Below are 22,514 nucleotides of genomic sequence, written 5' to 3'. Positions count from 1 at the left end.
TAAAAAACGATATTGGTTTTGGCAATTTAGTTAATATTTATGACGAAAAATACCCGACAAATTAAATGTTATAGATGTTTCTTATTTAACACGGGTGTTTTATCCGAATTAATATGAAAATCAGGCGATTATCTTATTTTGATTTTAATGAAATCTATTTCCACAACGGCTCATTAAACCAATTCTCCTTCATTCCTAAAGCATTTGGATCTACATTCTCATGATTATCAAATAATTCCTGTAGTCTTTGGGTGAATTTGTTTGAAGGCTGTATAATGTTCAATAAATATTTCATTAAACATAAATGAATATATAATCGTTGAAACTCATGATGTTTTGGAACGTTCTCAATCCACGGAAATGGTGGCTTAGAAAGCAATTTTGGCGCTCCTGGTAAATTACGATTCCATAATCTAGAATGGTGAGCACAATAATTTCTTATTTGTGCTATTGATTGTAACCAACTTGGCAAGAAGGTGTGGTTTACCGCTCCATACTCTTGGGCAATAACATCTTTAGAATTTACGGTGTGTTTAAGGTTGCCATATAATTTTGATAAGGCTCCAAAACTAGTTTGTTCTAAAGATTTCCACGCGGGAGGAAAACGCAGATCGTCTTTATGTTTTTTAAAATGATTTTTTATAGTAATGTCTTTGCTCCTTGCTAATTCATCATCTAAATTGGATAGGGTTTTCACTAAGGCTTTGCTATCAATAAAAAGATTGAAATTTTGAAACCACCACGGATCGATCTCATGGGATAGATGATAAATAATTTTTGTACGTAAGCTTATCTCAATTTTTTCGATAACATCAAATAGCAATAAACGCAATTCCCTATCGAACATATAAAGAGAAATAACATCTTTAAAACGGCTATGGGGTTTAAAAATATGATCTTGTTTATCTTCTTGCATAGAATGCCAATACTCCCCTAACCTGTAATAACTAATATGCGACAAATAATGCGCAGCATTATCTTCGGGATAAATTTCAAGACCTCGATTCTTCAATTTTTCAATCTGGTCTTCTATGGTAAGAGCTGTTTTATCGAACATTTTTGAATATATAAAAATCTTGAATTAGCATAAAACAGTGCAACTTTCAAGATAGTTATTAATTTAACAAAAGGTATAAAAGCAAAAGACACACCCTGGGACGCTGTTCTAATGGGTAGCGTGGTGTGTACTGTTACTGCAAAAATACAACAATTGCTGTAAATATGATTGGCATTTTCTTTGAAATTAATTTTAACCTGTAAACATTCACTCCTTTTTAGTTTAGACTTTCAACAGGTTTAGTTGATTTATCTTCAAAAATTTTAGGAGGTAATTTAACTAATATTTATAAAATAATGTATTACTTGTTTTCAAGATAGCTAGTGAAAGGATTAGTTATCAGAATCACTTAATTTTACGTTCCTGATATTTAAAATCAATATTAAATTTCTTACAATATTCTTCAAAATCGCGAAGTTGCTCAATAGCCGAATCCTGATCTCCAAATTTGCTTAATGCGTACCCCTTATAGACCATCATATTTCCGACTTCTCCTTTTCGTCCTTCCGCTCCTAATATAAAACTTGGCGAACTCCAATTTGTTCCGAATGGATCCCATAAGTTTTCTCCTACCACGAAGATCAACCTACTTTTTGATTTCTCAGGAGTTTCAAATGCACTAATCTTAGTTTTCGCGATATCAACTTCTTTCTTAATTTCATAATAACCAGTATCTGTAACTAAAAAAACAGCGAAATATTGAGTATTCGTTTTTACTTTCTTTTTTGAGAAATGAAATTCATAATAATACATATTCAACCAATCCCAGGACCATTGCTCAAGTTTTCCTCTTCCATTATTAGGCGAAGGATTACTAAACTTCGGATAGCCTCCTTCATATTCTCTGTTGAAAGAACCTCCTATAAAACCCATAAGATCAAGCATTCTTCTTTGGTAATCATATAAAAGTCTATATGCCTTACGCACTTCTATTAAACGATCTTCAAGGTCTTTCTGCATATTTGAAATATTGTTTTAGTGGATTTATTTTTAATTGTTTACTTTTAAGTAAATCATCTAGCCATAACTTTTCATAAAATTGGTGTAATGCAAAACCTTTAATGCAATCATCTAAAATTCTAGTGTAAGCATTCAAGGTAGAAACATTTATCTCCTTCAACTTGTTATTGGTAAGTGCAATATGATGCAACATTATAGACCAGTCAGTCTTACATATAATTACCTTATTTTCATTGGAAGTGAAATTTTCTACATCTTCTTTGGAATGTAATCCACCTAATTGAATAAAGTATAAATTCTTATCATCAGGACCATATTCATTAAAGTAAGAAGTTATCTCTTTTTCCATTTGATGAGTTAACTGTTGAAATTTGTCATTGCGCTTTGCTTCAATAATAATATCGAATTCCTTAAATCTTAGAAATACATCAGGTTCGATATATCTTATATTGGTGGTTCCGTTAGAATTCCATTTATCCCAAAATGAAATAGAGATCAATTCTCCACTGCAATAAGGTAGTTTATCATGATAAAGCGAATCTTTTAAGATATTCCAGAAAATATCTGAAGGTAAATATTTAAGAGTATCAAAAATAACAGCCGTAAGACTGTCTTCACAACTCTTTAATTTCCCTTTATTATGGTGAAAGTATGAAATCATATTTTACACAAACATTTGTTGTAACAAGCCTTTTTTAAAGCTTTGCGTTTGGGCGATCTGCTGAGAAACAGCTTCTATTTTGGTATCGATTCCAGAGAGAAAATTGGCGATTTTTTGTTGTTCAGGAATTGAAGGAAGTGATATTTTAAACTTTCTAATATTAGTCATTGACAGAGCAGGTTGAGAACTGGATGAAATATATTTACCAACTTCTCTTTCTTTGAAAACAGGGTTAATAAAATATTGTATAGAAAATTTTGCGAGACATTCATCCTCATTAAACCTAATCCTAGAAACATTTGGAGCGAGGTAAAACCTATCATTTTCTTCGATTATTGCAACCTCTCCAATTGTACCAACATAGGTATAAATCAAATCACCTATAAATAATTTACTTCGATTCAATTTAGAAAAATCACTATCATCAATATATTTTACTTGGTTTAAATCAAGTGTGTTGTTTTTAATATTAAGACCTCGTAAGGCGATAATTTCACCCTTATCGCGATAAACGATATGCTTAGTAAATTCAAACCCGGCTAGCTTTGTTACGTCAGCAATCTCCCCCAAACGTTTCTCCTCCCAATCTGGGTAGGGATTTCCGTTTTTGTCTTTGAAGCGGAGCTGGCCCGAGAAGAGTTGTTGCATTACGCCTTTTTTGTATTGCCCCAACAATTCCTTCTTTTTGGTAAGCTGCTGTATTTTTTCATCTACCGCAGTTAAAAAGGAAGCTATTTTTTTTTGTTCGGGCAGGGCTGGGAATGGTATTAATAGTTTTCTAATATCGCCAAGCTGCAAATCCATTATTGTTGACTGATTGACTCTAGATATAGCACTTCTATAAAAATCCCTAGTCTTAAAATATTGAATTAAATAAACTGGAGAATTTACTTTTTCATCGTTTAACCTAATTACAGCAATATTTTGAGTTATTGCGATTGGGATATCCAACATAAACCTAGCAGACAATCCTATTGTTCCAGTTTTTGTTAAAAAAACATCTCCTTGTTTTGGTTTTGCTTTATCAGATAACTTATTGAATTCCTCTTGACTTATTTTAGGACCTTTATCAATATTCACAACTCCAGTTGTAATTTCTCTAGCTGAAATCAAAGGAATTCCTTCTTCAACAAATTCTGGTCTTACTGTTAAACCATAAGAAATATGATTGGATTCGCTACCAAGAGGTTTAATAGACCAGTCTCCTTCAAACTCATTAAATCGCATTGCGGGAATGAGTTTTTTTTCGGTTTTGATATGTGTAGTTGCGGTACTCATAAGGTGAACAAATGATTAAGGCATTTGTTTAAGCTCATTTTGGTTTTTACAAAATAGCAAGTAGTGATAGCCTGACTCCCGAAGTATCGGGAGACGTGTCCAAAATTTAATTTATATGTTTTGATTTTATTCATATTTATTAATTCCTTTAATGAGATCCTGAAACAAGTTCAGGATGACATAGTTAAAAGGGTGTGTCTATGCCTAGTTGGTTACAATAATCGGCTATGGTGGCATCGGTGTTGGCCATGTCTGCATCTATGGCTTTGAGGGCTGTAGCAACGGCTGTTAAGTCTACAGGATCTTCTTCTTCAAAGGTGTCTACATAACGTGGTATGTTTAAGTTGAAGTCGTTTTCTTTAACCTCATCTAAAGTAGCTACATAACTATATTTATCTTGCTTAGTTCTTTCATTATAAGTTTCTACAATTTTCTTGATATCCTTTTTCCGCAGGTAGTTTTGCGTTTTAATCTTTTCGAAATGCGCGCTGCTATCTATAAATAAAATATCCTTTTTATGTTCCCTGTTCTTTTTAAGCACAAGGATACAAGTTGGAATACTTGTTCCGTAGAAAATATTAGCAGGTAAGCCAATAACGGCATCCAGATAATTCTTGTCCTTTATTAAATACTTTCTAATATGCCCCTCAGCAGCGCCACGAAATAGCACTCCGTGTGGCAACACACAAGCCATCGTTCCCGTGTCACTTAATTGGTGCACCATATGCTGCACAAAAGCAAAATCTGCCTTGGTCTTTGGAGCTAGTTTCCCATATGCAGAAAAACGATCGTCGCTCATAAACAATGGGCTTGCACTCCAGTTAGCAGAAAAAGGTGGATTGGCTACAATAGCCTCAAATCGTTCGTCTATATGTTTAGGAGAAGGATTTACAAGGGTGTCTTCATTATAAATATCAAAACGTTTGTAATGCACGTCATGCATGATCATGTTCATGCGGCATAAGTTATAGGTAGTAGGATTGCTCTCCTGCCCGTAAAATGCGGCTACATTAGTTTCCTTTGCTACTCGAAGTAAAAGCGAACCAGAACCACAAGTTGGATCATATACGCTTTTTATCTGGTCTTTTCCAATGGTTACTAATTGCGCCAAGACTTTACTTACTTGTTGTGGCGTATAGAATTCTCCTGCTTTTTTCCCGGCACCAGAGGCAAATTTTCCAATAAGGTATTCATAAGCATCTCCCAAAACATCGCTCTCTGTATTTTCCAGATCGAAATCTATCTCTTCCAGATGGGTAAGCACTTTTACAATGAGTTCGTTTTTAGCTTCTTCGGTCTTTCCCAGTTTACTGCTGGTAAGATCCAGATCTTCGAAAAGGTTTCCAAAATCCTCTTCGCTCTCGCTTCCCATGGTGCTCTGCTCAATATTAGTTAATACCTTTGCAAGATCCCCTAAAATAAATTTGCTCTTGCCATTCCCATTTCCGCGCTTGGCAAGCTCTCCAAACATTTCTTCAGGCCTAAGAAAGTAACCCAGTTTATCCAAAGATTCGCCTTTAATGGCCTCCAGCAATAAAACTTCATCTTTATGTCCTTTCAGCTCGTGGTACGTAAGCGAATCTGGCTTAAGTATAGTATCTGCATATAATTCCATTTTTCGGCTTAGGTATTTATAGAAGATAAACCCTAGTATATAATCCCTGAAATCATCTGCATCCATCTTCCCTCTCAGGGTGTTTGCTATATTCCAGAGTTGTTGTTCCAATTTTTGTTTTGCTTCTGTCATTAAACTGTTTCTATTTTAAGATCACTTTCAACTTCTATTATCTTCTTCAAAAAATCTCTTCTAAGAAAATAAAAATTATAATTCACTCTGTGATTAAATTCATCTTCTTCTCCAATATCTAAAGAAATGAAATTTTCACTCTTACACTTATCATAAGAACCTAAAAGATTTGGAATATTCTTTTTCCAACATTCTGTCTTACTAATGTATCTATTTAGATCTGGAGCCAAATCATGCTTTTCATCAAACCATCTATCCTCAAACTTCTTTTTATCTTCCTTATCCCAATGTGCAACAATTAATATAAACAGATCGCTATTTCTAATTTCAAAATCACTCTTGATTATGTGATCATATTTATTGAACTTCGAAAAGTCATTAGAATATTGAAATTTCAATTCTACCGTGTAGCGTTCTTCAATATCATCTTGGTTAATAAAAGTAAGATCTACTCTTTTATTGGGATATTCAATATGTTTTAATTCTGCAAAAGCTCTATGCTGAAATGCTCCAGCAAAATAATCTGCATTGATCAATTCCAACAGACAATTTCTTATCTGAATTTCCTGTTTTAAGTTTGGGTAGTTCCTATTGATCCTCTCTAATTTAAGTTCGAAATTTTCAGAACTTAAAGTGTCAGTAATTTTCTTATAAATTTTCTCTCTCATTAAGTAGGTTTAATCAAATTAGTGATTGAGAGCTTAAAGATCTCAAGCTTAAATAGTTTAGGGCATTGAGTGATTTCATTTCCTTTTTGATAGGGCAAAATAGAAGATAACTCCGTAAATCTAAAGCTTTTCTTAAAGCTTTGAAAAGTTTTTCCGTAATGTAAACACTAAAATTTTATTAGTAAGGATCATTATCGAACAAAACTCTCAGAAATATTAAAAACAGGTTCTTATTTGAAACTCCTTTTCTTATTGCAATATCACATATTTTCTGGATAGATAAATCTATCTCCTTTTTAAATCCAAAAGTTTCAAAATCTTTTTCCAGTTTAACTACTACAGGAATATAATGATCTATGAGGCTGATCGCTTGGTTGATTTCAGTGATAATGAAATCATTTGAGTCCAAAATTATAAAGAGAAGATACTTCTCGTTAGCCAGCGTTAGGCAGTGATCCATATGATTCTCTAATTTAAAAGTTGATGGATCTACACCTTTTAAAACAGAACTTATCAAAGCATTTTTTATAATACTTATCCCCAACAATTTCTCAAGACCCTCAATTTGAGAGAGCCCTTTAAAAAATTCGATCTCATATTTCATTAGGCTACTTATTTGATCATGATCTCGGGCTTAAGAGACAATTTTCTGTAGTGCACATAGTGCTGAAAGTCAAACTTTATAAAATTGCCTGGTTCTATCTCCGGAACAATTCCTCTTAAAGTTACTGAAGAAGTATCTCTGGGGTTAGCTCTTATCCAGCCATCATAAGCCTCTTCTTTGGCTATTGCATCAGTATTTTGCAAAGTTATTCGAGAAATAAGATCATCATTATCCACCGCATAAAGCCCAATGATCAATAGATTGCGTTTTCCTCTCTCTCCACGGAACTGAAAGTGATTCAGATCTTTCATTGAATTTTCCATTTCACCTCCCCCAGTTCTGTGCTTTTATTGGTTTTCATCTCCAGAGTTGCTGGAAAAACATTCGGGATGCCAACGCTTAGGCATAGCTCATAGCCTCCAAAGACCCCTTCAGACAAATGAACTCGGTTTGAGTATTTGATCTCTTCCTGCATGTGTTGATATTGCTCCTCGGTAAGGCTTATTTCAAGTTTCCTCATATTGCTTTTAATTTCAATACAAGTTTAAGTTAAGGATCAGACAAAGCATGTCGGTTTAAAAGCCATACTAGAATGAAACATTCACTTTTAATATTTTCAAAACGTAATCATAAAAAATTGCTCCTACTAGCTAGAAACATTGCCCTTCCTCCGAGGAAAACTCAAACTCTACCCAAACAGGAATATGATCTGAGATGCGGCACACTGCTTTCATATTCGGAAAACTTTTATAGATCAATTTCACCCCGAAATTCAATGACTTGAGTTTCCCTGAATTGACGAAAATAATCTCTTATCCGAAAACAGAAGAATCATTTAATAGACTGAAAATAATATCTGAAGCCTGATTTCTACTAAAACCTGTTTCTATTACAATTCCCCTCTCCGTGTGCAAATAAACCTACTTCTGAAATAACGATTTTTTTAAAAAACATTACAGGAATTAGCACAGAACAAGATTCTTTCGAAAATAACTAAATAATTTTCTCCAAGAGTTTGAAACTAATACCTGTTATCTTTAATTAGTATATTACTTTCGCACCCATGGGTTTTAAAAAAAAAACAGGGAAATGCAATGCTTGCATTACACTAAAAAAATGTACAGAACAAAAATATTTTTCACTCTTTTAATTAGTCTATTTGCGCTTTGCTCAACCGCGCAGGAAAGGACAATACTTGAAGGCCGGGTTGTAACTATTGACAGCCTTCTTGAAAACGTTTACCTAAAAAATATCACCACCGGCAGATCTACGGTGACCAACAATTATGGAGAGTTCCTGCTACTTGCCAAAGCCGGGGATACCCTGCTTTTTTCGCACGTAGCAATGTATGACCTTATCAAATTCGTGGATTCCAATGATGTAAAGAAAAGTTCATCTTTCAATAAATACTGCTTTACGAACTGAGCCAAAAAAGCTCTCCAGTTGATTTTTTGATTAGCTAGAATCCGATAGTACGAATCTTTTCCACATTTACTCAATTCCGTGCCCTTATTGGCTGTAAGTCCATAAATGGAATTGACTCCAAGAAGTGGTAAAATTAAAAGCGTAGAGATCAAGCTCTCGAATGAAAAACCTGCCTTCTTGCACCAACTGAACCGGCTTTTTATTTTATCAAAACCTAAAATATTCAGATGTGACTGTAAATATTCTGAACTCACCCAAACCTTAGTAAACTTTCCTTTTAATTCTTGGGTTTTTGCAATATCTTCGTGTTGTAGCATGTTTTGTACTTTATGTGTGGTAACCTAAAGACACCTTAAAACCAAAGGTTTACCTTGGTTTTAAGGTGTCTTTATTATCGCTCAAAGCCTGTAAACAGTGGGGGCGAAACTTGAGTTTTTTATATACCCAGCTATATGTAATATATCCCCTCCTACAAAAAAGTAAGTTCAATTACTTGTTCCGATTCATTAATCAATAAATACCTTTATAGTTACCATGGATTAAAATTGTGACTATATTATTCAATTTTATGCAATCGATTTAATATGCAATTAAAAAGATAAAAAAATAGTAATAAAACCTTAATTTTGCACTCGTGTATTGGAGCTATAGTTATTCTCCCTCATTTTTTAATTTAAAAAATAACAATAAAATAATAAAAACAAGGAATTGTATTTGATAAAAACACATCGATTACAGTATACCTATTTAAAATACAACCATGCTCCAAAAACAGAAAGTAACTATTTACGATATTTCAAAAAAAATACATGTTAGTGCAGCAACTGTTTCCAGAGCTTTGAACAATAATCCTAAAATCAGTTTAAAGACCAGAGAATTGGTGATAAAGACTGCGAAGGAGATGAATTACAAACAAAACCACCTGGCAAAAGCCTTGAAGAGTGGTAAAAGTAACAATGTAGGGATAATTGTTCCTTTTATTAACCATAGCTTTTTCTCATCTGTAATTCGTGGTATTGAGGAAGAGCTCACTCCTCATGGATTTCATGTTATTATTTGTCAAACCCATGAAAATATAGATAATGAAATGGATCAAATAGACGCTTTGCTCAATATACAGGTAGACGGGATTTTTATGTCTGTTTCAAAAACCACAAAAAACACCAATCATATAAAAAAAATTTTAGAAGAAGGAACTCCAATTGTGTTTTTTGATAGAAAAAAAGATATCAAAGGGGTAAGCTCTGTGACTATTGATGACTTTAAAGGAGGTTATATTGCTACAGAACATCTTATCTTACAAGGATGCAAAAAGATTGCACACTTAGCGGGAGACTTTAACCTAGGAATTTATCGAAATCGGTATGAAGGTTATCTCGAAGCTTTGAAAGCACATGATATTGATTTTAACTCAAGTTATATCATTGAAACAAATAGCAAAGTTGAAAATGGCGCATCTGCAGTATCAAAATTATGGGAACTCGATGAAAAACCAGATGCTATATTTTCGGCAGGTGATTACACGGCTTTAGGAGCCATACAAGAACTTAAACGTAGAAAAATACGAATTCCACAGGACGTATGTGTTGTTGGATTCAGTAATGAACCTTTCACAAAATATATGGAATTGCCAATAACTTCAGTAGATCAAACTCCCGTAACTATGGGAAAAATTGCAGCCCAGGTTTTTTTGGAACAAATAAAAGGGAGCCAGACAATTACCATTGAAAAAAAGGTAGTGTTAGCTCCTGAACTTTATATTAGAAATTCTTCTGCCAGGAATTTAAGCTTATAATGAAACTCCTCTTTTCCAGTGGATAAAATCATTTTGATTTAATTGGTCGGCTTTGGATTTCACATTCCCGCTGGCCACCTGAATTATAAATTCCAAAATTTCCTCTCCCATTTCCTCAATAGTCTTTTGCCCCCTTATAACCGGACCGCTATCAATGTCTATAATATCAGGCATGGTTTGGGCTAGGATCGTGTTGGAAAACACCTTTATTACGGGTGAAACAGGATTTCCGGTAGGGGCTCCTAATCCAGTGGTAAATACTACCACGTTAGCTCCAGAACCTACCATCGCAGTAGTGCTTTCAACGTCATTTCCCGGCATGCATAATAGGTTTAATCCCGATTTAGTGACATATTCGCCATAATCTAACACACATCTATGGGAGAAGTTCCTCCTTTTTTAGCCGCTCCAGTCGATTTCATAGCATCTGTAATCAACCCGTTTTTTATGTTACCAGGAGAAGGATTCATATCAAAACCAGAACCGGAAGCAATTGCCGCTTTTTCATAAGCCTTGGTAAGTTCCATAAACCTGTTGGCCGTTTTGACGTCTATACAACGGTTTACAAGTTTCTGTTCAATTCCGTATAATTCAGGGAATTCTGAAAGTATGGGTGATCCTTTTAATGCCGAAAGCAAATCGGAGGCATATCCCAGGGAAGGATTTGCCGAAATCCCGAAAAACCCATCGGAACCACCGCGTTCCAATCCCAGTTTTAATTTGGAGAGCGGGACTGGAGTTCGCTTAGCTTCGTTCGCTTTTTTGATTCCTTCGTAGGATTCTTTATTAATTGATGCCATCATTTCATCTACCATTCCCATTTTTTGTTGTTCATAAATAAGGACAGATTTTTGAATATCCGGATTAATCGCTTATAAAGCATTTTTAAATAGCTCTATTTGAAGATTCTGGCAACCTAAGCTCAGCACGGTGGTACCTGTGACATTAGGATTATTCACATATCCGGCCAATAAACGAGCTAGTGATTCCGAGTCCTGACGGATTCCACCACAGCCACCTTGATGCGTTATAAATTTTACTTTTATATTTTCGAAAATATCCTTATTCTCAGTTTCAGCAACTAAGTGTTCCTCCGGGCTTTTATTATTGATTAAGTTCCGCAATAATTGACGCTGAGAATTGGATTTCTGGAAGTTGAGTTTTTTTCAAAAACCTCCTTAAGGAGCTCTATATTTCTGTATTCACAGAAGACCAATGGAAAAAGAGCAATATATTTACAGTTCCTACCTGTCCGTTCTGCCTATGATAGCGCAAAAAGGTACAGTCTTTCCACTTGGAAATATCCGGTGCATTCCAGGCGGTAGTTCCGTCTTTTGAAAAGTTGGATTGCTTTGATGATTAATATTATCAACAGTTAAAACATCACCCCGATTAATGGGAGTAGTAGCTTTTGCAACCAAAACTCCGTAAATATAAATTTTATCATCAAGAGCAAAATCCACCATTGTGATTTTATGTTTTGCCTGGGTATCAGACAAAACAAGAACTTCCTCTCCTTCAAAACTTATTGATTCCCCCTTTCTTAAATCCACCAATGCAATCGCTATATTATCATCCGAGTGCAATTTTATCAATTTACCTCTCATAATCGTCAATATTCATTGTTTTTTGGTTAAAATTCTTCAACCCTAACCACAAAATCTTTAAAGCCTTTTTCTATTCCATTGCTCTCAATATGCTCCAGTGCTAAGGCAATTTGTTCCCGTAATTCTGCAAATTGGGTTAAATCTGTATCCCAAAAATCGGTATTTTGAAGTACTTGTTGGGCTATCTCATTCTAACTGTGCAATTCCCATATTTCCTTTAATTTTTCCAGAACAGCTTTATCATCCTGGACTGGTAGGCTTTCTCCATTCCATTCTACTTTGTGAAACCGGATTAAACAGGCAAATGCAAAGGTGAGATGTAAAGGAAATTTGTCGTATTTCTTTTGGTAAGTCAAAAGGCTGGGCAATACCCTAACTTTAAACTTCGAAATAGAATTCAGTGCGATACTGGCTAACTAATTTTTGATAAACGGATTTCTAAAACGGTCGAAAACTTCTTCTGGATAATATTTTAATTCTTCTTCTGATAAATCCAGGGTCGCGTTTATTTCCTCAAACACCGCTTTTTCCACAAAAGCTCCAGTAAAGCAATTATCTATGGTTTCTTTTACGGTTTCATTTCCATAAAGCAGGGAGAAAGGAACCATCGTGGTATGTGCACCGTTCAGTATACGAACTTTCCTGGTTCGATAAGGTTCAATATCGTCAACAATCAACACATAATCCCCAATTTTATCAAAAGGAATCTTATTTTTCAGCCTGTCATCATCTTCAATAACCCAAAGGAAAAACACTTCGGCAGTTACAATAAGCCTGTCTTCGTATTCAAACTGACTTTGGTATTCTTTTATTTCGCCCATTGGATATCCCGGAACTATAAGGTTTACCAAGGTATTGTGAAAACTGTTAGAATTTTCTACCCACTTTACAAAGTTCACCTCCAAATTCAAAAGTTCGGCATATCGCAAAATGATACTTTTAAACCTGAGTTCGATGTAAGAATATCAGTAATTACTATGGTTTTAAAGCAATAGAAAAGCGGAAATTTAGTATATTTAAGTATCTGAAATTTAAATATTTAACTAAATTTTCCGCTATGATTTCTAATGATAAAGTTACTGATATTTTCTTTGACTTTGATGAGTTTTGTAATGTTTTTGAACCTGCTTTTACACAAAGACTCCTTGAAGACGGTAAAAAACACAGAAAAAGAGCCTTCAAGATGTCAATGAGCGAAATTATTACAATCACGGTCTTCTTTCAACTTAGTGGGCACAGGACTTTTAAACACTTCTACCTTTTTTACGTTCAAAAGCATATGAAAGCCGAGTTTCCAAATATTGTTTCCTATAATCGTTTTACTGAATTGATGCAAGCCAATATGCTACCACTTGTATTATTTATGAAAACTCGTTGCCTGGGAGAGTGCACGGGGATCTCCTTTATCGATTCCACTCCTGTTAGGGTCTGCAAGAACAAGCGCATAAGTTCCAACAAGGTCTTTGAGGGAATAGCCACTACAGGGAAGTCTACAATGGGCTGGTTCCACGGTTTTAAACTCCATATTATTGTGAACGATAAGGGGGAAATTTTGAATTTCGTAATTACCCAGGGCAATGTGGACGATAGGGAACCTCTTAAAGAAGGGAACATATTGAACAAGATTTTTGGAAGCCTATATGCAGATAAAGGATATATATCAAAGGATCTTGCAGCGATGCTATTTGATGATGGGTTGCACTTGGTCACGGGGATACGCAATAATATGAAAAACGTACTGATGACAATGAGGGACAAGATATTACTAAGGAAACGATCAATAATTGAGACGATTAATGATCAGCTCAAAAATATTTGTCACGCCGAGCATTCGAGACACAGAAGCTTTGGAAATTTTATAACCAATCTGGTGGCCAGTCTAATTGCCTACTCTTTTCAAGAGAAAAAACCAGCAATTAAGTTTGAAGGACAGCCTAAGGCAAGTGGTCAACTCGCATTATTCTGCTAATCGCTTAGGTCGAACTCAGGTTTTAAGTATGTCGCCATTATGGTCGATAAGCTCACAGGGAATAATACAAAGGCCTCTATCTGCCGACCCTTTAAAATGCCTAAAGCGTTCATATAACAATGCCGTAACCTTGGAGGAAAAACTGTTATGCGGATAGCCGTCAATCGTATCATTTTCATTGAAGGAAATCCCGACTTCAGTGATGTTTGAGATTAAAAATTAAAGCTCCTCTTCTTTGGCCAATTCTAAATAGGCATTATAATCTAAATAAGGATTAATTCCTTTTTGAATGCTGCATATAAGTCGTTTCTCCTGAATTTTCTTTTTTTTACACCTTTCATAAATAAGGTATACAAACCGTCCTGTTCGTTCAACATTTCCACCATCCCATCTGAAATAGGCTGTACAACAGCTACACCTGCATTAAAATTGGTTTCAGTGTTGAGTTTATCAATAATATAATCGACAAAAGCCCTTAAGAAATTCCCTTCACCAAACTGAATTACTTTAATAGGTAATTCCTGAGTTAATCCTGTATTTATTCTGTATAATTTTTTATGATTCAATTAATTTTTATTTTATACTTACAGTAAATTTTTAAGTTGATTATTCAAATAAACCTGGTAACCATAAACTTATTTCTGGAATGAAGGTCACGAGTAGTAATACTATGGCCATGGCCAAATATAAAGGAAGTAGAGGTTTCATGACTTTTTGAATAGTCGAATTGGCTACGCTAACCCCAATAAACAAGACTGAGCCGACTGGAGGCGTACATAGCCCAACACATAAATTCATTATCATCATAATACCAAAATGAACCGGATCAACCCCTAATGACACTACAACGGGTAAAAAAATAGGTGTAAAAATGAGCACTGCCGGAGTTATATCCATAAAGATTCCTACAAAAAGCAATATTAAATTAATTGTCAGAAGTATTATGAAGATATTATCACTCAAGCCCAACAAGCCATCACTTACCGCCTGCGGTATATTTTCATAGGACATAACCCATGACATACTCATAGAGGTTGCAATAAGCAGCATCACCACGGCGGTGGTTCCCACCGAACCCAGAAAGACACTGTGCAAATCGCTCACTTTAAGCTCCCTGTTTGTAAAGGACAATATCAGGCAATATAACACCGCAATTCCAGAGGCTTCCGTGGCGGTGAAGATACCCGATACAATTCCTCCTATGACCACAACCAGCAGCAACAAACTGGGTAGTGCATGAAGAAAGGTGATCCCGATATGCTTTAGACTGCTTCTTTCTCCCGCAGGATATTTCTTCTTTTTGATCCAAAATGCAGCTACCAGCATAAGGGCCAGCCCCATCAGGATCCCCGGGATGTATCCTGCCAAAAACAAAGCGGCAATAGAGACCCCTCCGCTGGCAAGGGAATACACGATCAGTACATTAGAGGGCGGAATGATAAGCCCTGTGGTGGAGGCGGTGATATTGACCGCTGCCCCAAACTCGTTGGAATAGCCTTCCTTTTTCATAGCTGGCCCTAAAATACCTCCCATAGCCGATGTTGCAGCTACAGCAGATCCTGAGATGGCTCCGAATAACATGGCTGCAATCACATTCACATAGATCAACCCGCCGGGTAGAGCCCCCATAAGAGCTTTCGCAAAATCAATAAGCCGTTGGGCAATCCCTCCCTGATTCATGATTTGTCCCGCAAGAATAAATAAGGGAATTGCCAGCAGAGAAAAACTATCCAAACCGGTTGCCATTCTTTGGGCAACGGTTGTAAAAGCAGCAAGGGAATCTATAGATGCAAGAATGGTAAGTATAGAGGAAATCCCTATAGACCATGCTACAGGAACTCCAATTGCCAGAAGGATTACAAAAGAAAGGACTAATATTAAAACCTCAGACATCATACCAAGTAATTTTTTGAATGTATTATTTCGTTCAACTTGTAAAATATAACCAGTAGTCCGCTTACAGGAACAATACTGTACACATAAGACAAGGGTAAATTAAGGGCTGCAGAAGACTGGCCCAGTTCATAGTTTACATACACCAGGTTTCCCCCACCCACTACAAGCACCGTTGCACAGAATAGTATAATCAGGGTGTTTATTCCTATACGTAACCTCACGCGGTTAACAGGATCTAATTTCGGAGGTAGGATATCTATGGCCAGATGCGTTTGCTGGCCTGCTGCATAAGCAGCTCCAAGGATCCCTATCCATATAAATAAATACCGTGCCAGTTCTTCTGTAAAGGAACTGGGGGAATTCAGTACATATCGAGAAAACACCTGCCAAAGCACAGCTATAACCATCAAGACCAAAAGGAATACTAAAAAACTTCCTAAAATTTTATCTAATTTCTTCTTCATAATTTCCTGTATATATCTATTGTTTTTTAGCGGATATATAGAACAACCATACAAACATTCCTGTGCGTGAGAAAATTTTTTCTAATGGATATTTCATTTTACAGTTTGAATAGCATCAATTATTTTTTTTACTTCCGGATCTTCTGAAAATTCTTCATACATAGGCTGCACCTGTTCGCGAAAAAGCTCTTTATCCGGTATTATTACTTCCACCCCGGCCTCCTTCATCCCCTCCAGGGCTTCAAGTTCAGCCTGTGACCAAAGTTCCTTTTGATATTCAGAAGATTCCATGGCTCCTTCTTTTAACCATTGTTGCTCCTCTACAGAAAGCTTATCCCATACCAAGGTGCTTATAAGCAACTCATCGGGAATTGCTGTATGTTCATCCATTGTATAATATTTACAAACCTCATAATGCCGGTTGAGGTAAAAACTTGGTAAATTATTCTCCGCTCCATCCACAATGCCCTGTTGCAGGGCCGTATATAATTCTCCCCACGCAATAGGAGTCGGGGAGCCACCCAGCTGTTTTACCATGTTAATGGCGGTATTACTCTCCATCACTCGCAGTTTCAGGCCCGTTAGATCCTCCGGGGTATGGATAGGGGTTTGGCTATAGAAACTTCTGGTTCCAGAGTCGTAAAACGTTAATCCCTTTAAACGTCTCCCAATACTTTGGTTTAAAAACATTTCTCCTATTTCGCTTTCCAGCACTTTAAACCGATGTTCCCTATCCCTAAACAAGTACGGTAATCCTAAGATTTTAAAGCTTGGAATAAAATTTTCCATAATCGCCGTGGAAACTTTGGTCATTCCCAAACTTCCAATTTGCAGCAATTCCAACATTTCCCTCTCAGAACCCAACTGCTGATTTGGATAAATATCAATTAATAAAGTACCTCCCGATTTCTCCTTTAGCCTGTCAGCCATAAAAACTATTGCTTTATGTACGGAATGGGAAGTGCTTAATCCATGGCCTAACTTGATAACCGTTACATCCTTCTCTTTTCCACATGACATTAACAGAAATACCAGTGCCATGAACAGGGATTTTAGCAGCAAAATGTTAAATTTTATAGTTTTCATGCCCGTAAATCTTTCACTATTTGAATTGCATTATTCAAAACCTTGGTTACCTGGTCATAATCGTATGATCCATCGGCTTTTTTAATGAAAATTTTAGAGCCTATTCCTACACAATGCACCCCGGCTTCAAACCATTCTGTTAGGTTTTCATGGGTTGGGCTAACTCCGCCGGTGGGCATAATGCTGGTCCAGGGAAAAGGTCCTTTTATCGCTTTTACAAAAGAAGGACCTCCCACTTCTGAACCCGGGAAGATCTTTACCACTTCAGCCCCAAGTTCTTCCGCATACGAAATTTCAGTAACCGACCCACAACCTGGCATCCACGCTACTTTTCTTCGGTTACAGGTTTTTGCCATTTCAGGATTTACTATTGGGGACACTATAAAATTAGCTCCCAACTGCAGGTACAACGATGTAGTTCCTGCATCTAAAACCGATCCTACCCCAAGGATCATCCCCTCAAGATCCTTATTTACATATTTGTTGAGCTCCTCAAAAACTTCATGGGCATAGTCACCTCTGTTTGTGAACTCAAAGACTCGCGCTCCACCATCATAGCAGGCTTTGATAACTTTTTTACAAACATCAAGATCTTTGTGATAGAAAACAGGTACAATTCCTGTATCCTCCATGGCCTGTGACGCTTCTATTCTTGTGTACTTTGCCATTATATTTTTTTTAATTAAACCTTTCATTTTTTAACGCCCTATACAGCTTAAGGTTTTTAAAATTACCTTTTTATTCTTCCGCCAGTACTGCCATCAACAATTTCCTGTACTTCTTCTATGCTTACCAGATTTGTATCCCCTAAAATTGTGTGTTTCAAAGCACAAGCCGCATTCGCAAAATCAAGTGTATGTTGATCTTCAAAATGTACAAGACCATAAAGAATTCCGGCTGCGTAAGCATCCCCTGTTCCAATCCTGTCTACAACATCTGTAATTTCCAGTTCTGCGGTAGTAAGGTACCTTTCACATGTCCAGGCTCTTCCGTAAACTTTTTGCCACGAAGCACTAATGCCGGTTCGCACTTTATCAAAAACCTTTTCTATGCTCGGAAATTCCTGCTGTAACTTTTTACTCGCGGCTATAAAATCTTCTTTTTCAAAACCATAATTAGCTCCCAAAATCTCATTGATCTCATTCACCCCTCCAATAAAGATATTTGAAAGACCAGTCAATTCTGCAAGAATTTCTTTTCCGTTTTTTCCGTATTTCCAAAGATTACTTCTGTAAGCAGGATCGACCGAAACAGTAATTCCTTTTTCCCGGGCAAGCTTTAATCCTTCTCTAAGAGTTAAGTATGCACTTTCAGAAATAGACGGGGAAATTCCTGTCCAATGAAAATAATCACATTCGTGGAAAACCTCGTTCCAATTCACGTCTTCAGGAGTAATTTTAGCGAAGGATCCGTGCAACCGGTTATAGGCAATTACACTAGCCCGCATTCCAGAACCAGGTTCCAGAAAATATATTCCCAAAGGATGATCTACTTTTTTTACTGCAGAAACATCTATTCCCACATGCCGCATACTTGCAATAGCTGCATCACCAACGTGGTCATTGGAGACATTAGTAACATGTTGCACTTTTAAACCGAAAGATGCAAGAGAAGCAGCAACATTCATCTCGGTTCCTCCAAAGAAAAAATTCAATGAATTTGACTGCTGCATCTTTCGGTTTTCTGAAGGCGATAAACGCATTAGAACTTCCCCGAAAGTGACAATTTTGCCGGTGTTACTTAATTTTTTTTGCATTAGAAATTAAAATATTCATTGGCGTTGTTATAACTGATATCGGAAATAACCTTCCCAACCAAATCAATATCATTCGGCAAAACCCCGGATTCCATTTCCTCTCCAAACAAATTACACAAAATTCTTCTGAAATATTCGTGCCTTGGAAAAGACAAAAAACTCCTTGAATCTGTCAACATTCCTATAAAACAACTTATCAAACCTATATTTGAAAGAGAATTTAATTGCGCAATAATTCCATCCTTCTGATCTAAGTACCACCAACCGGACCCATACTGTATTTTACCCATTACACTTCCATCGTTAAAATTTCCAATCATACTTGCGAAAATTTCATTATTTGCAGGATTTAAATTATAAAGAATCGTCTTGGTCAGTTTATTCTTACTATCCAAAGCATTCAAAAATTTCGACAGGGGTTCAGCCTGATTAGAATCGCCTATAGAGTCCCAACCAGTGTCAGGTCCTAAGATATTATGCATCCGGGAATTGTTGTTGCGTAAAGCTCCCAGATGAAATTGTTGAACCCAGGAAAACTCATGATAGGTTTCACCTAAAAACAACAGGATTGAGGCTTTGAATTTTTCAATTTCAAGGGAAGTAAGTGTTTCCCCGTCTCGTTTTTTAACGAATATTTCACTTACTTCAGAATCGGTAAAAACTTCAAAGGAAATTTTACTCAATCCATGATCACATAATTTGCAGCCATTCGCGTCAAAATATTCGATCCGTTTGCGCAGCGCATCTTTTAAATCCTGATAGGTTTGTATAGGAAAATCTGCTGCTTTTTCCAATTGATCCAAATAATCGTTATAGATTTCATTTTCAATTAAAATAGCTTTGTCCGGCCTGAAAGCTGTACTTACTTTAATTTGAAATCCGCTTTTTGCCAAGGCCTGATGATGTTCCAGACTGTCAATGGGATCTTCCGTTGTGCATAAGGCTTTGACATTCATTTTCTTTAGCAATCCACGACAGGAATTTTCCGGTTGTTTTAATTGCTCATTTACACTCTCATATATTCGCTCAGCAGATTCTTCATTAAGTAGTTCGTCAATACCAAAATATCTCTTTAACTCTAAATGTGTCCAATGGTATAAGGGATTTCTGAGGGTATTTGGAACTGTTCTAGCCCAAGCTATAAATTTCTCCTTATCGGATGCGTCTCCTGTAATATATTTTTCATTGACACCCAATGTTCTCATTGCACGCCATTTATAGTGATCTCCTGCAATCCATAATTGGAAAATATTATCATATACCTTGTCTTCTGCTATTTCCTTAGGGGATAAATGACAGTGATAATCTATTATAGGTTGATGCGCGGCATAATTGAAATATAGCTCCCGAGCATATTTGTTTTGAAGTAAAAAATTGTCTCGTATAAAAGATTCGTTTTTCATTTTTTTTTATTCAAGGATTAATACATACTTGGGTTTTTTCATTTATCGATTGTCTTGGAATTCTTAGAATTCCACATCTTTTATATACATAACTTCCCCAATCGAGATTTCAAATAGAATTTTAAAATTTTTTTTTCTTTATCAATTACCTATTTTTTTGCTGAACAGTAACCTCTATAAAACTTTATTTTTGACCTTTTATTTAGTTCAGAGTAATCGGCTATTCTTTTTTACTGACTTTGAAAATTAATGCTTTAGAAATTTAACCTTCCAGAAATAGTCATTAAGGCTATTATAACTCATTATCATTTATTTCTATCCAGTAACCATCGGGATCCCTTATATAAATTTGTTGTACCCCATCGGGCCGGATTCGGGTTGCACTTTTTTCACCTGGCCAGTTTTCCCAGTGAATATTTTTTGCATTCAGGAAAGTGATGTATTCTTCCAGATTTTGGGTATTAATAGCTATGTGTACTCCTTTTTTCTTTTGAATATCATTACCGCTTTCACTTAAATGAACCTGCACTTTATCGTTGAACTGAAACCAGCGAATGTGAGAAGGAAGTCCCCCGTTGGATATTTCTGTTATACCTAAAATATCCATATAGAATTCGGCTGCAACCTCAAGATCTTGCACAAGGAGTGCATTATGATCCATTTTAAAATTGAAATTAGTTTGCGCAAAAGAAAAGCAGGTGATTAAAAGAGCACATATTGATAACCATACATATTTCAAACTTTTCATTTTATTTGATTAAAAAATTAGCATTCACACTTCAATTGTTATTTTTGACCATATTTATTTCTGGAAAAATAAACCCCCTTCAATTAGAAATTAACCCTACAAGGCTTTTAAATCATCAAATTCATGGTTCCATTTTACAATTTGATTGTTGTACATAGCATCTAGCCCCATTTGGACACAAATAGCCGTTTTGGCCCCGGTAATAATATTGGATTTAGGTGTTGTATTAGTCAAAATATTATCCCTGAAATCTAATAATGCCTGCTTGCTTGGATCAATATGTTCAACGTCTATAGGATATCCTTTATTTTTGTCCCATTGTATTGTTGCCCCAGAGACACCGTCTACATTCCCTATTTCCTTTTCATAATTTCCCTCAGGATAGAACCAGGCATTCACATAGTCTAAAATGATAGTACCTTTATCCCCCATCACTTTTATTTGATAGTCATCTTTAGAGTTGCTGGTTAAACAAGTAAATTTGGCCTTTACACCATTGGAATAACTATAGATCAAATGAATATTGTCAAAGGTCTCACGTCCATCCTTCCAATAATCAATACCACCCACTCCCATAACTTTTTCGGGAGTGGAATCCATAATCCAATTCGCAAAATCTATTTGATGTGAACAAAGTTCAGCTACAAGGCCACCCGAATATTCCCTATACATTCTCCAGTTTATTGCTCTTTCCAATTCAGGTCTAGGCACTGGTCTTCTCCAATCTCCCATTCGATTCCATTGGCAGTCAAATGCAGTGATTTTTCCTATTTTCCCATTCTTTATCAAATCGAACACATATGTATATAACCTCGAGCTATGGTACTGGTGACCAGTTTGAAAAATTTTTGTTGAAGCTTTTGACTGGACTAATAAATCCCGAATTCCTTGATAGCCTTTAGCCATTGTTTTTTCTCCATAAACATGCTTTCCAGCATTCAGAGCATCCTTTGCAATTTGGGAATGTGTGTTAAAAGGAGTCGCGATTAGTACCGCATCAATATCTTTATTATCCAAGAGTTCACGATAATCAGAATACCCTTTGACTTTCCCTGTGGCGGCTGAAAGACCTTCTTCCAACCGAAAAGGAAGGATATCACAACAGGCAGCTACATTTAGGTTACTAATTTTATTAATGATAGGTGTTAATCCTCCTCCTCTGGATCCTGTACCAATGACTCCTATGTTAACAACATCATTGGAGCCATTAAAAGGATTTAAATTTCCCAGAACCGATGAAGAAGTTGCTACTGCTAATGATGCTAAACTTCCTTTTATAACAAATTCCCTTCTTTTCATATATTTACAATTTTGTTTTAGCGGACATCTGTAACATCCCTATAAGCATTGTCCTGTGTGAGAAATTTTATTCTGATGGATGTTTCATTTA

21 protein-coding genes and 2 pseudogenes are annotated in these 22,514 nt (G+C 36.0%); 2 read left to right on the top strand and 21 right to left on the bottom strand.

Translation table 11 applies throughout. The annotated features are described in order from the left end of the window. Positions 1-154: 154 nt before the first annotated feature. The 10 genes and pseudogenes from H033_RS0105375 to H033_RS0105330 form a co-directional block, all read right to left on the bottom strand. Positions 155-1,057 (bottom strand): Abi family protein, encoded by a 903-nt coding sequence (locus H033_RS0105375; protein WP_026837371.1) that lies wholly within the window; start codon positions 1,055-1,057, stop codon positions 155-157. A 345-nt stretch (positions 1,058-1,402) separates the two neighbouring features. After that, positions 1,403-2,017 carry a hypothetical protein gene (locus H033_RS0105370; RefSeq protein WP_026837370.1) on the bottom strand — a complete coding sequence of 205 codons (615 nt, stop codon included), beginning with the start codon at positions 2,015-2,017 and terminating at the stop codon, positions 1,403-1,405. Next, the gene (locus H033_RS0105365; protein ID WP_026837369.1) at positions 2,001-2,678 is read right to left on the bottom strand and encodes a hypothetical protein; all 678 of its coding nucleotides are present in this window, start codon (positions 2,676-2,678) and stop codon (positions 2,001-2,003) included. Before H033_RS0105365 ends, H033_RS0105370 begins: the two co-directional genes overlap by 17 nt. Before the next feature lie 3 nt (positions 2,679-2,681). Further along, positions 2,682-3,905, bottom strand: coding sequence for a restriction endonuclease subunit S (locus H033_RS0105360; RefSeq protein ID WP_196809423.1), 1,224 nt, complete (start codon positions 3,903-3,905; stop codon positions 2,682-2,684). A gap of 235 nt (positions 3,906-4,140) precedes the next feature. After that, entirely contained in the window at positions 4,141-5,703 is a 1,563-nt protein-coding gene (locus H033_RS0105355) for a type I restriction-modification system subunit M (protein WP_026837367.1), read from the bottom strand. Then, positions 5,703-6,371 (bottom strand): hypothetical protein, encoded by a 669-nt coding sequence (locus H033_RS0105350; RefSeq protein WP_026837366.1) that lies wholly within the window; start codon positions 6,369-6,371, stop codon positions 5,703-5,705. The genes H033_RS0105355 and H033_RS0105350 overlap by 1 nt, the downstream gene beginning before the upstream one ends. 178 nt (positions 6,372-6,549) lie before the next feature. Next, positions 6,550-6,975: a hypothetical protein gene (locus tag H033_RS0105345; RefSeq protein WP_026837365.1), complete on the bottom strand. Its 426-nt coding sequence runs from the start codon at positions 6,973-6,975 to the stop codon at positions 6,550-6,552. A gap of 8 nt (positions 6,976-6,983) precedes the next feature. Beyond that, complete coding sequence (locus H033_RS0105340) at positions 6,984-7,286, bottom strand: hypothetical protein (RefSeq protein WP_155827731.1); 303 nt, start codon at positions 7,284-7,286, stop codon at positions 6,984-6,986. Further along, entirely contained in the window at positions 7,283-7,495 is a 213-nt protein-coding gene (locus tag H033_RS0105335; protein ID WP_026837363.1) for a hypothetical protein, read from the bottom strand. Before H033_RS0105335 ends, H033_RS0105340 begins: the two co-directional genes overlap by 4 nt. 835 nt (positions 7,496-8,330) lie before the next feature. Next, positions 8,331-8,717, bottom strand: a pseudogene (locus H033_RS0105330) (IS4 family transposase); the annotation flags it as partial. A gap of 443 nt (positions 8,718-9,160) precedes the next feature. Here H033_RS0105330 and H033_RS0105325 point away from each other — a divergent pair. Then, on the top strand, positions 9,161-10,195 hold the full coding sequence (locus H033_RS0105325; RefSeq protein WP_026837361.1) for a LacI family DNA-binding transcriptional regulator: 1,035 nt from the start codon (positions 9,161-9,163) through the stop codon (positions 10,193-10,195). On the opposite strand, the pseudogene H033_RS19645 reads toward H033_RS0105325, so the two are convergent. After that, positions 10,190-11,802: pseudogene (locus tag H033_RS19645) on the bottom strand (UxaA family hydrolase). The gene H033_RS0105325 and the pseudogene H033_RS19645 sit on opposite strands and share 6 nt — an antisense overlap. A gap of 416 nt (positions 11,803-12,218) precedes the next feature. Beyond that, positions 12,219-12,731, bottom strand: coding sequence for a hypothetical protein (locus tag H033_RS22010; RefSeq protein WP_231367557.1), 513 nt, complete (start codon positions 12,729-12,731; stop codon positions 12,219-12,221). A gap of 128 nt (positions 12,732-12,859) precedes the next feature. Here H033_RS22010 and H033_RS0105290 point away from each other — a divergent pair, with 128 nt between their 5' ends. Then, positions 12,860-13,771 carry an IS982 family transposase gene (locus tag H033_RS0105290; protein WP_026837355.1) on the top strand — a complete coding sequence of 304 codons (912 nt, stop codon included), beginning with the start codon at positions 12,860-12,862 and terminating at the stop codon, positions 13,769-13,771. A 263-nt stretch (positions 13,772-14,034) separates the two neighbouring features. Here the strand turns inward: H033_RS0105290 and H033_RS22365 are convergent, their stop codons facing one another. The 9 genes from H033_RS22365 to H033_RS0105245 form a co-directional block, all read right to left on the bottom strand. Beyond that, positions 14,035-14,337, bottom strand: a complete 303-nt coding sequence (locus tag H033_RS22365) for a hypothetical protein (RefSeq protein WP_026837354.1) — start codon at positions 14,335-14,337, stop codon at positions 14,035-14,037. A 40-nt stretch (positions 14,338-14,377) separates the two neighbouring features. Beyond that, the gene (locus H033_RS0105280) at positions 14,378-15,667 is read right to left on the bottom strand and encodes a TRAP transporter large permease (RefSeq protein WP_410503517.1); all 1,290 of its coding nucleotides are present in this window, start codon (positions 15,665-15,667) and stop codon (positions 14,378-14,380) included. Continuing rightward, positions 15,664-16,131, bottom strand: a complete 468-nt coding sequence (locus H033_RS0105275; RefSeq protein WP_034886289.1) for a TRAP transporter small permease — start codon at positions 16,129-16,131, stop codon at positions 15,664-15,666. Before H033_RS0105275 ends, H033_RS0105280 begins: the two co-directional genes overlap by 4 nt. Positions 16,132-16,224: 93 nt before the next feature. Then, positions 16,225-17,172, bottom strand: a complete 948-nt coding sequence (locus H033_RS0105270; RefSeq protein ID WP_231367556.1) for a TRAP transporter substrate-binding protein — start codon at positions 17,170-17,172, stop codon at positions 16,225-16,227. A 41-nt stretch (positions 17,173-17,213) separates the two neighbouring features. Further along, on the bottom strand, positions 17,214-17,885 hold the full coding sequence (locus H033_RS0105265) for a bifunctional 4-hydroxy-2-oxoglutarate aldolase/2-dehydro-3-deoxy-phosphogluconate aldolase (protein WP_026837350.1): 672 nt from the start codon (positions 17,883-17,885) through the stop codon (positions 17,214-17,216). 62 nt (positions 17,886-17,947) lie between these two features. Beyond that, a complete protein-coding gene (locus H033_RS0105260; RefSeq protein WP_026837349.1) occupies positions 17,948-18,973 on the bottom strand; it encodes a sugar kinase in 1,026 nt (341 codons plus the stop codon). Then, on the bottom strand, positions 18,973-20,376 hold the full coding sequence (gene uxaC / locus H033_RS0105255) for a glucuronate isomerase (protein ID WP_026837348.1): 1,404 nt from the start codon (positions 20,374-20,376) through the stop codon (positions 18,973-18,975). The genes H033_RS0105260 and uxaC overlap by 1 nt, the downstream gene beginning before the upstream one ends. 292 nt (positions 20,377-20,668) lie before the next feature. Next, the gene (locus H033_RS0105250; RefSeq protein ID WP_081661809.1) at positions 20,669-21,124 is read right to left on the bottom strand and encodes a VOC family protein; all 456 of its coding nucleotides are present in this window, start codon (positions 21,122-21,124) and stop codon (positions 20,669-20,671) included. Positions 21,125-21,220: 96 nt separating this feature from the next. Then, positions 21,221-22,423, bottom strand: coding sequence for a Gfo/Idh/MocA family protein (locus H033_RS0105245; RefSeq protein ID WP_026837346.1), 1,203 nt, complete (start codon positions 22,421-22,423; stop codon positions 21,221-21,223). Positions 22,424-22,514: the final 91 nt, after the last annotated feature.

The sequence above is a fragment of the Gillisia sp. JM1 genome (genome assembly GCF_000424645.1).
GTDB lineage: Bacteria > Bacteroidota > Bacteroidia > Flavobacteriales > Flavobacteriaceae > Gillisia.
The sequence above is the reverse complement of the archived record's forward strand: the minus strand, read 5'-3'. Positions and strand labels throughout refer to the sequence as shown.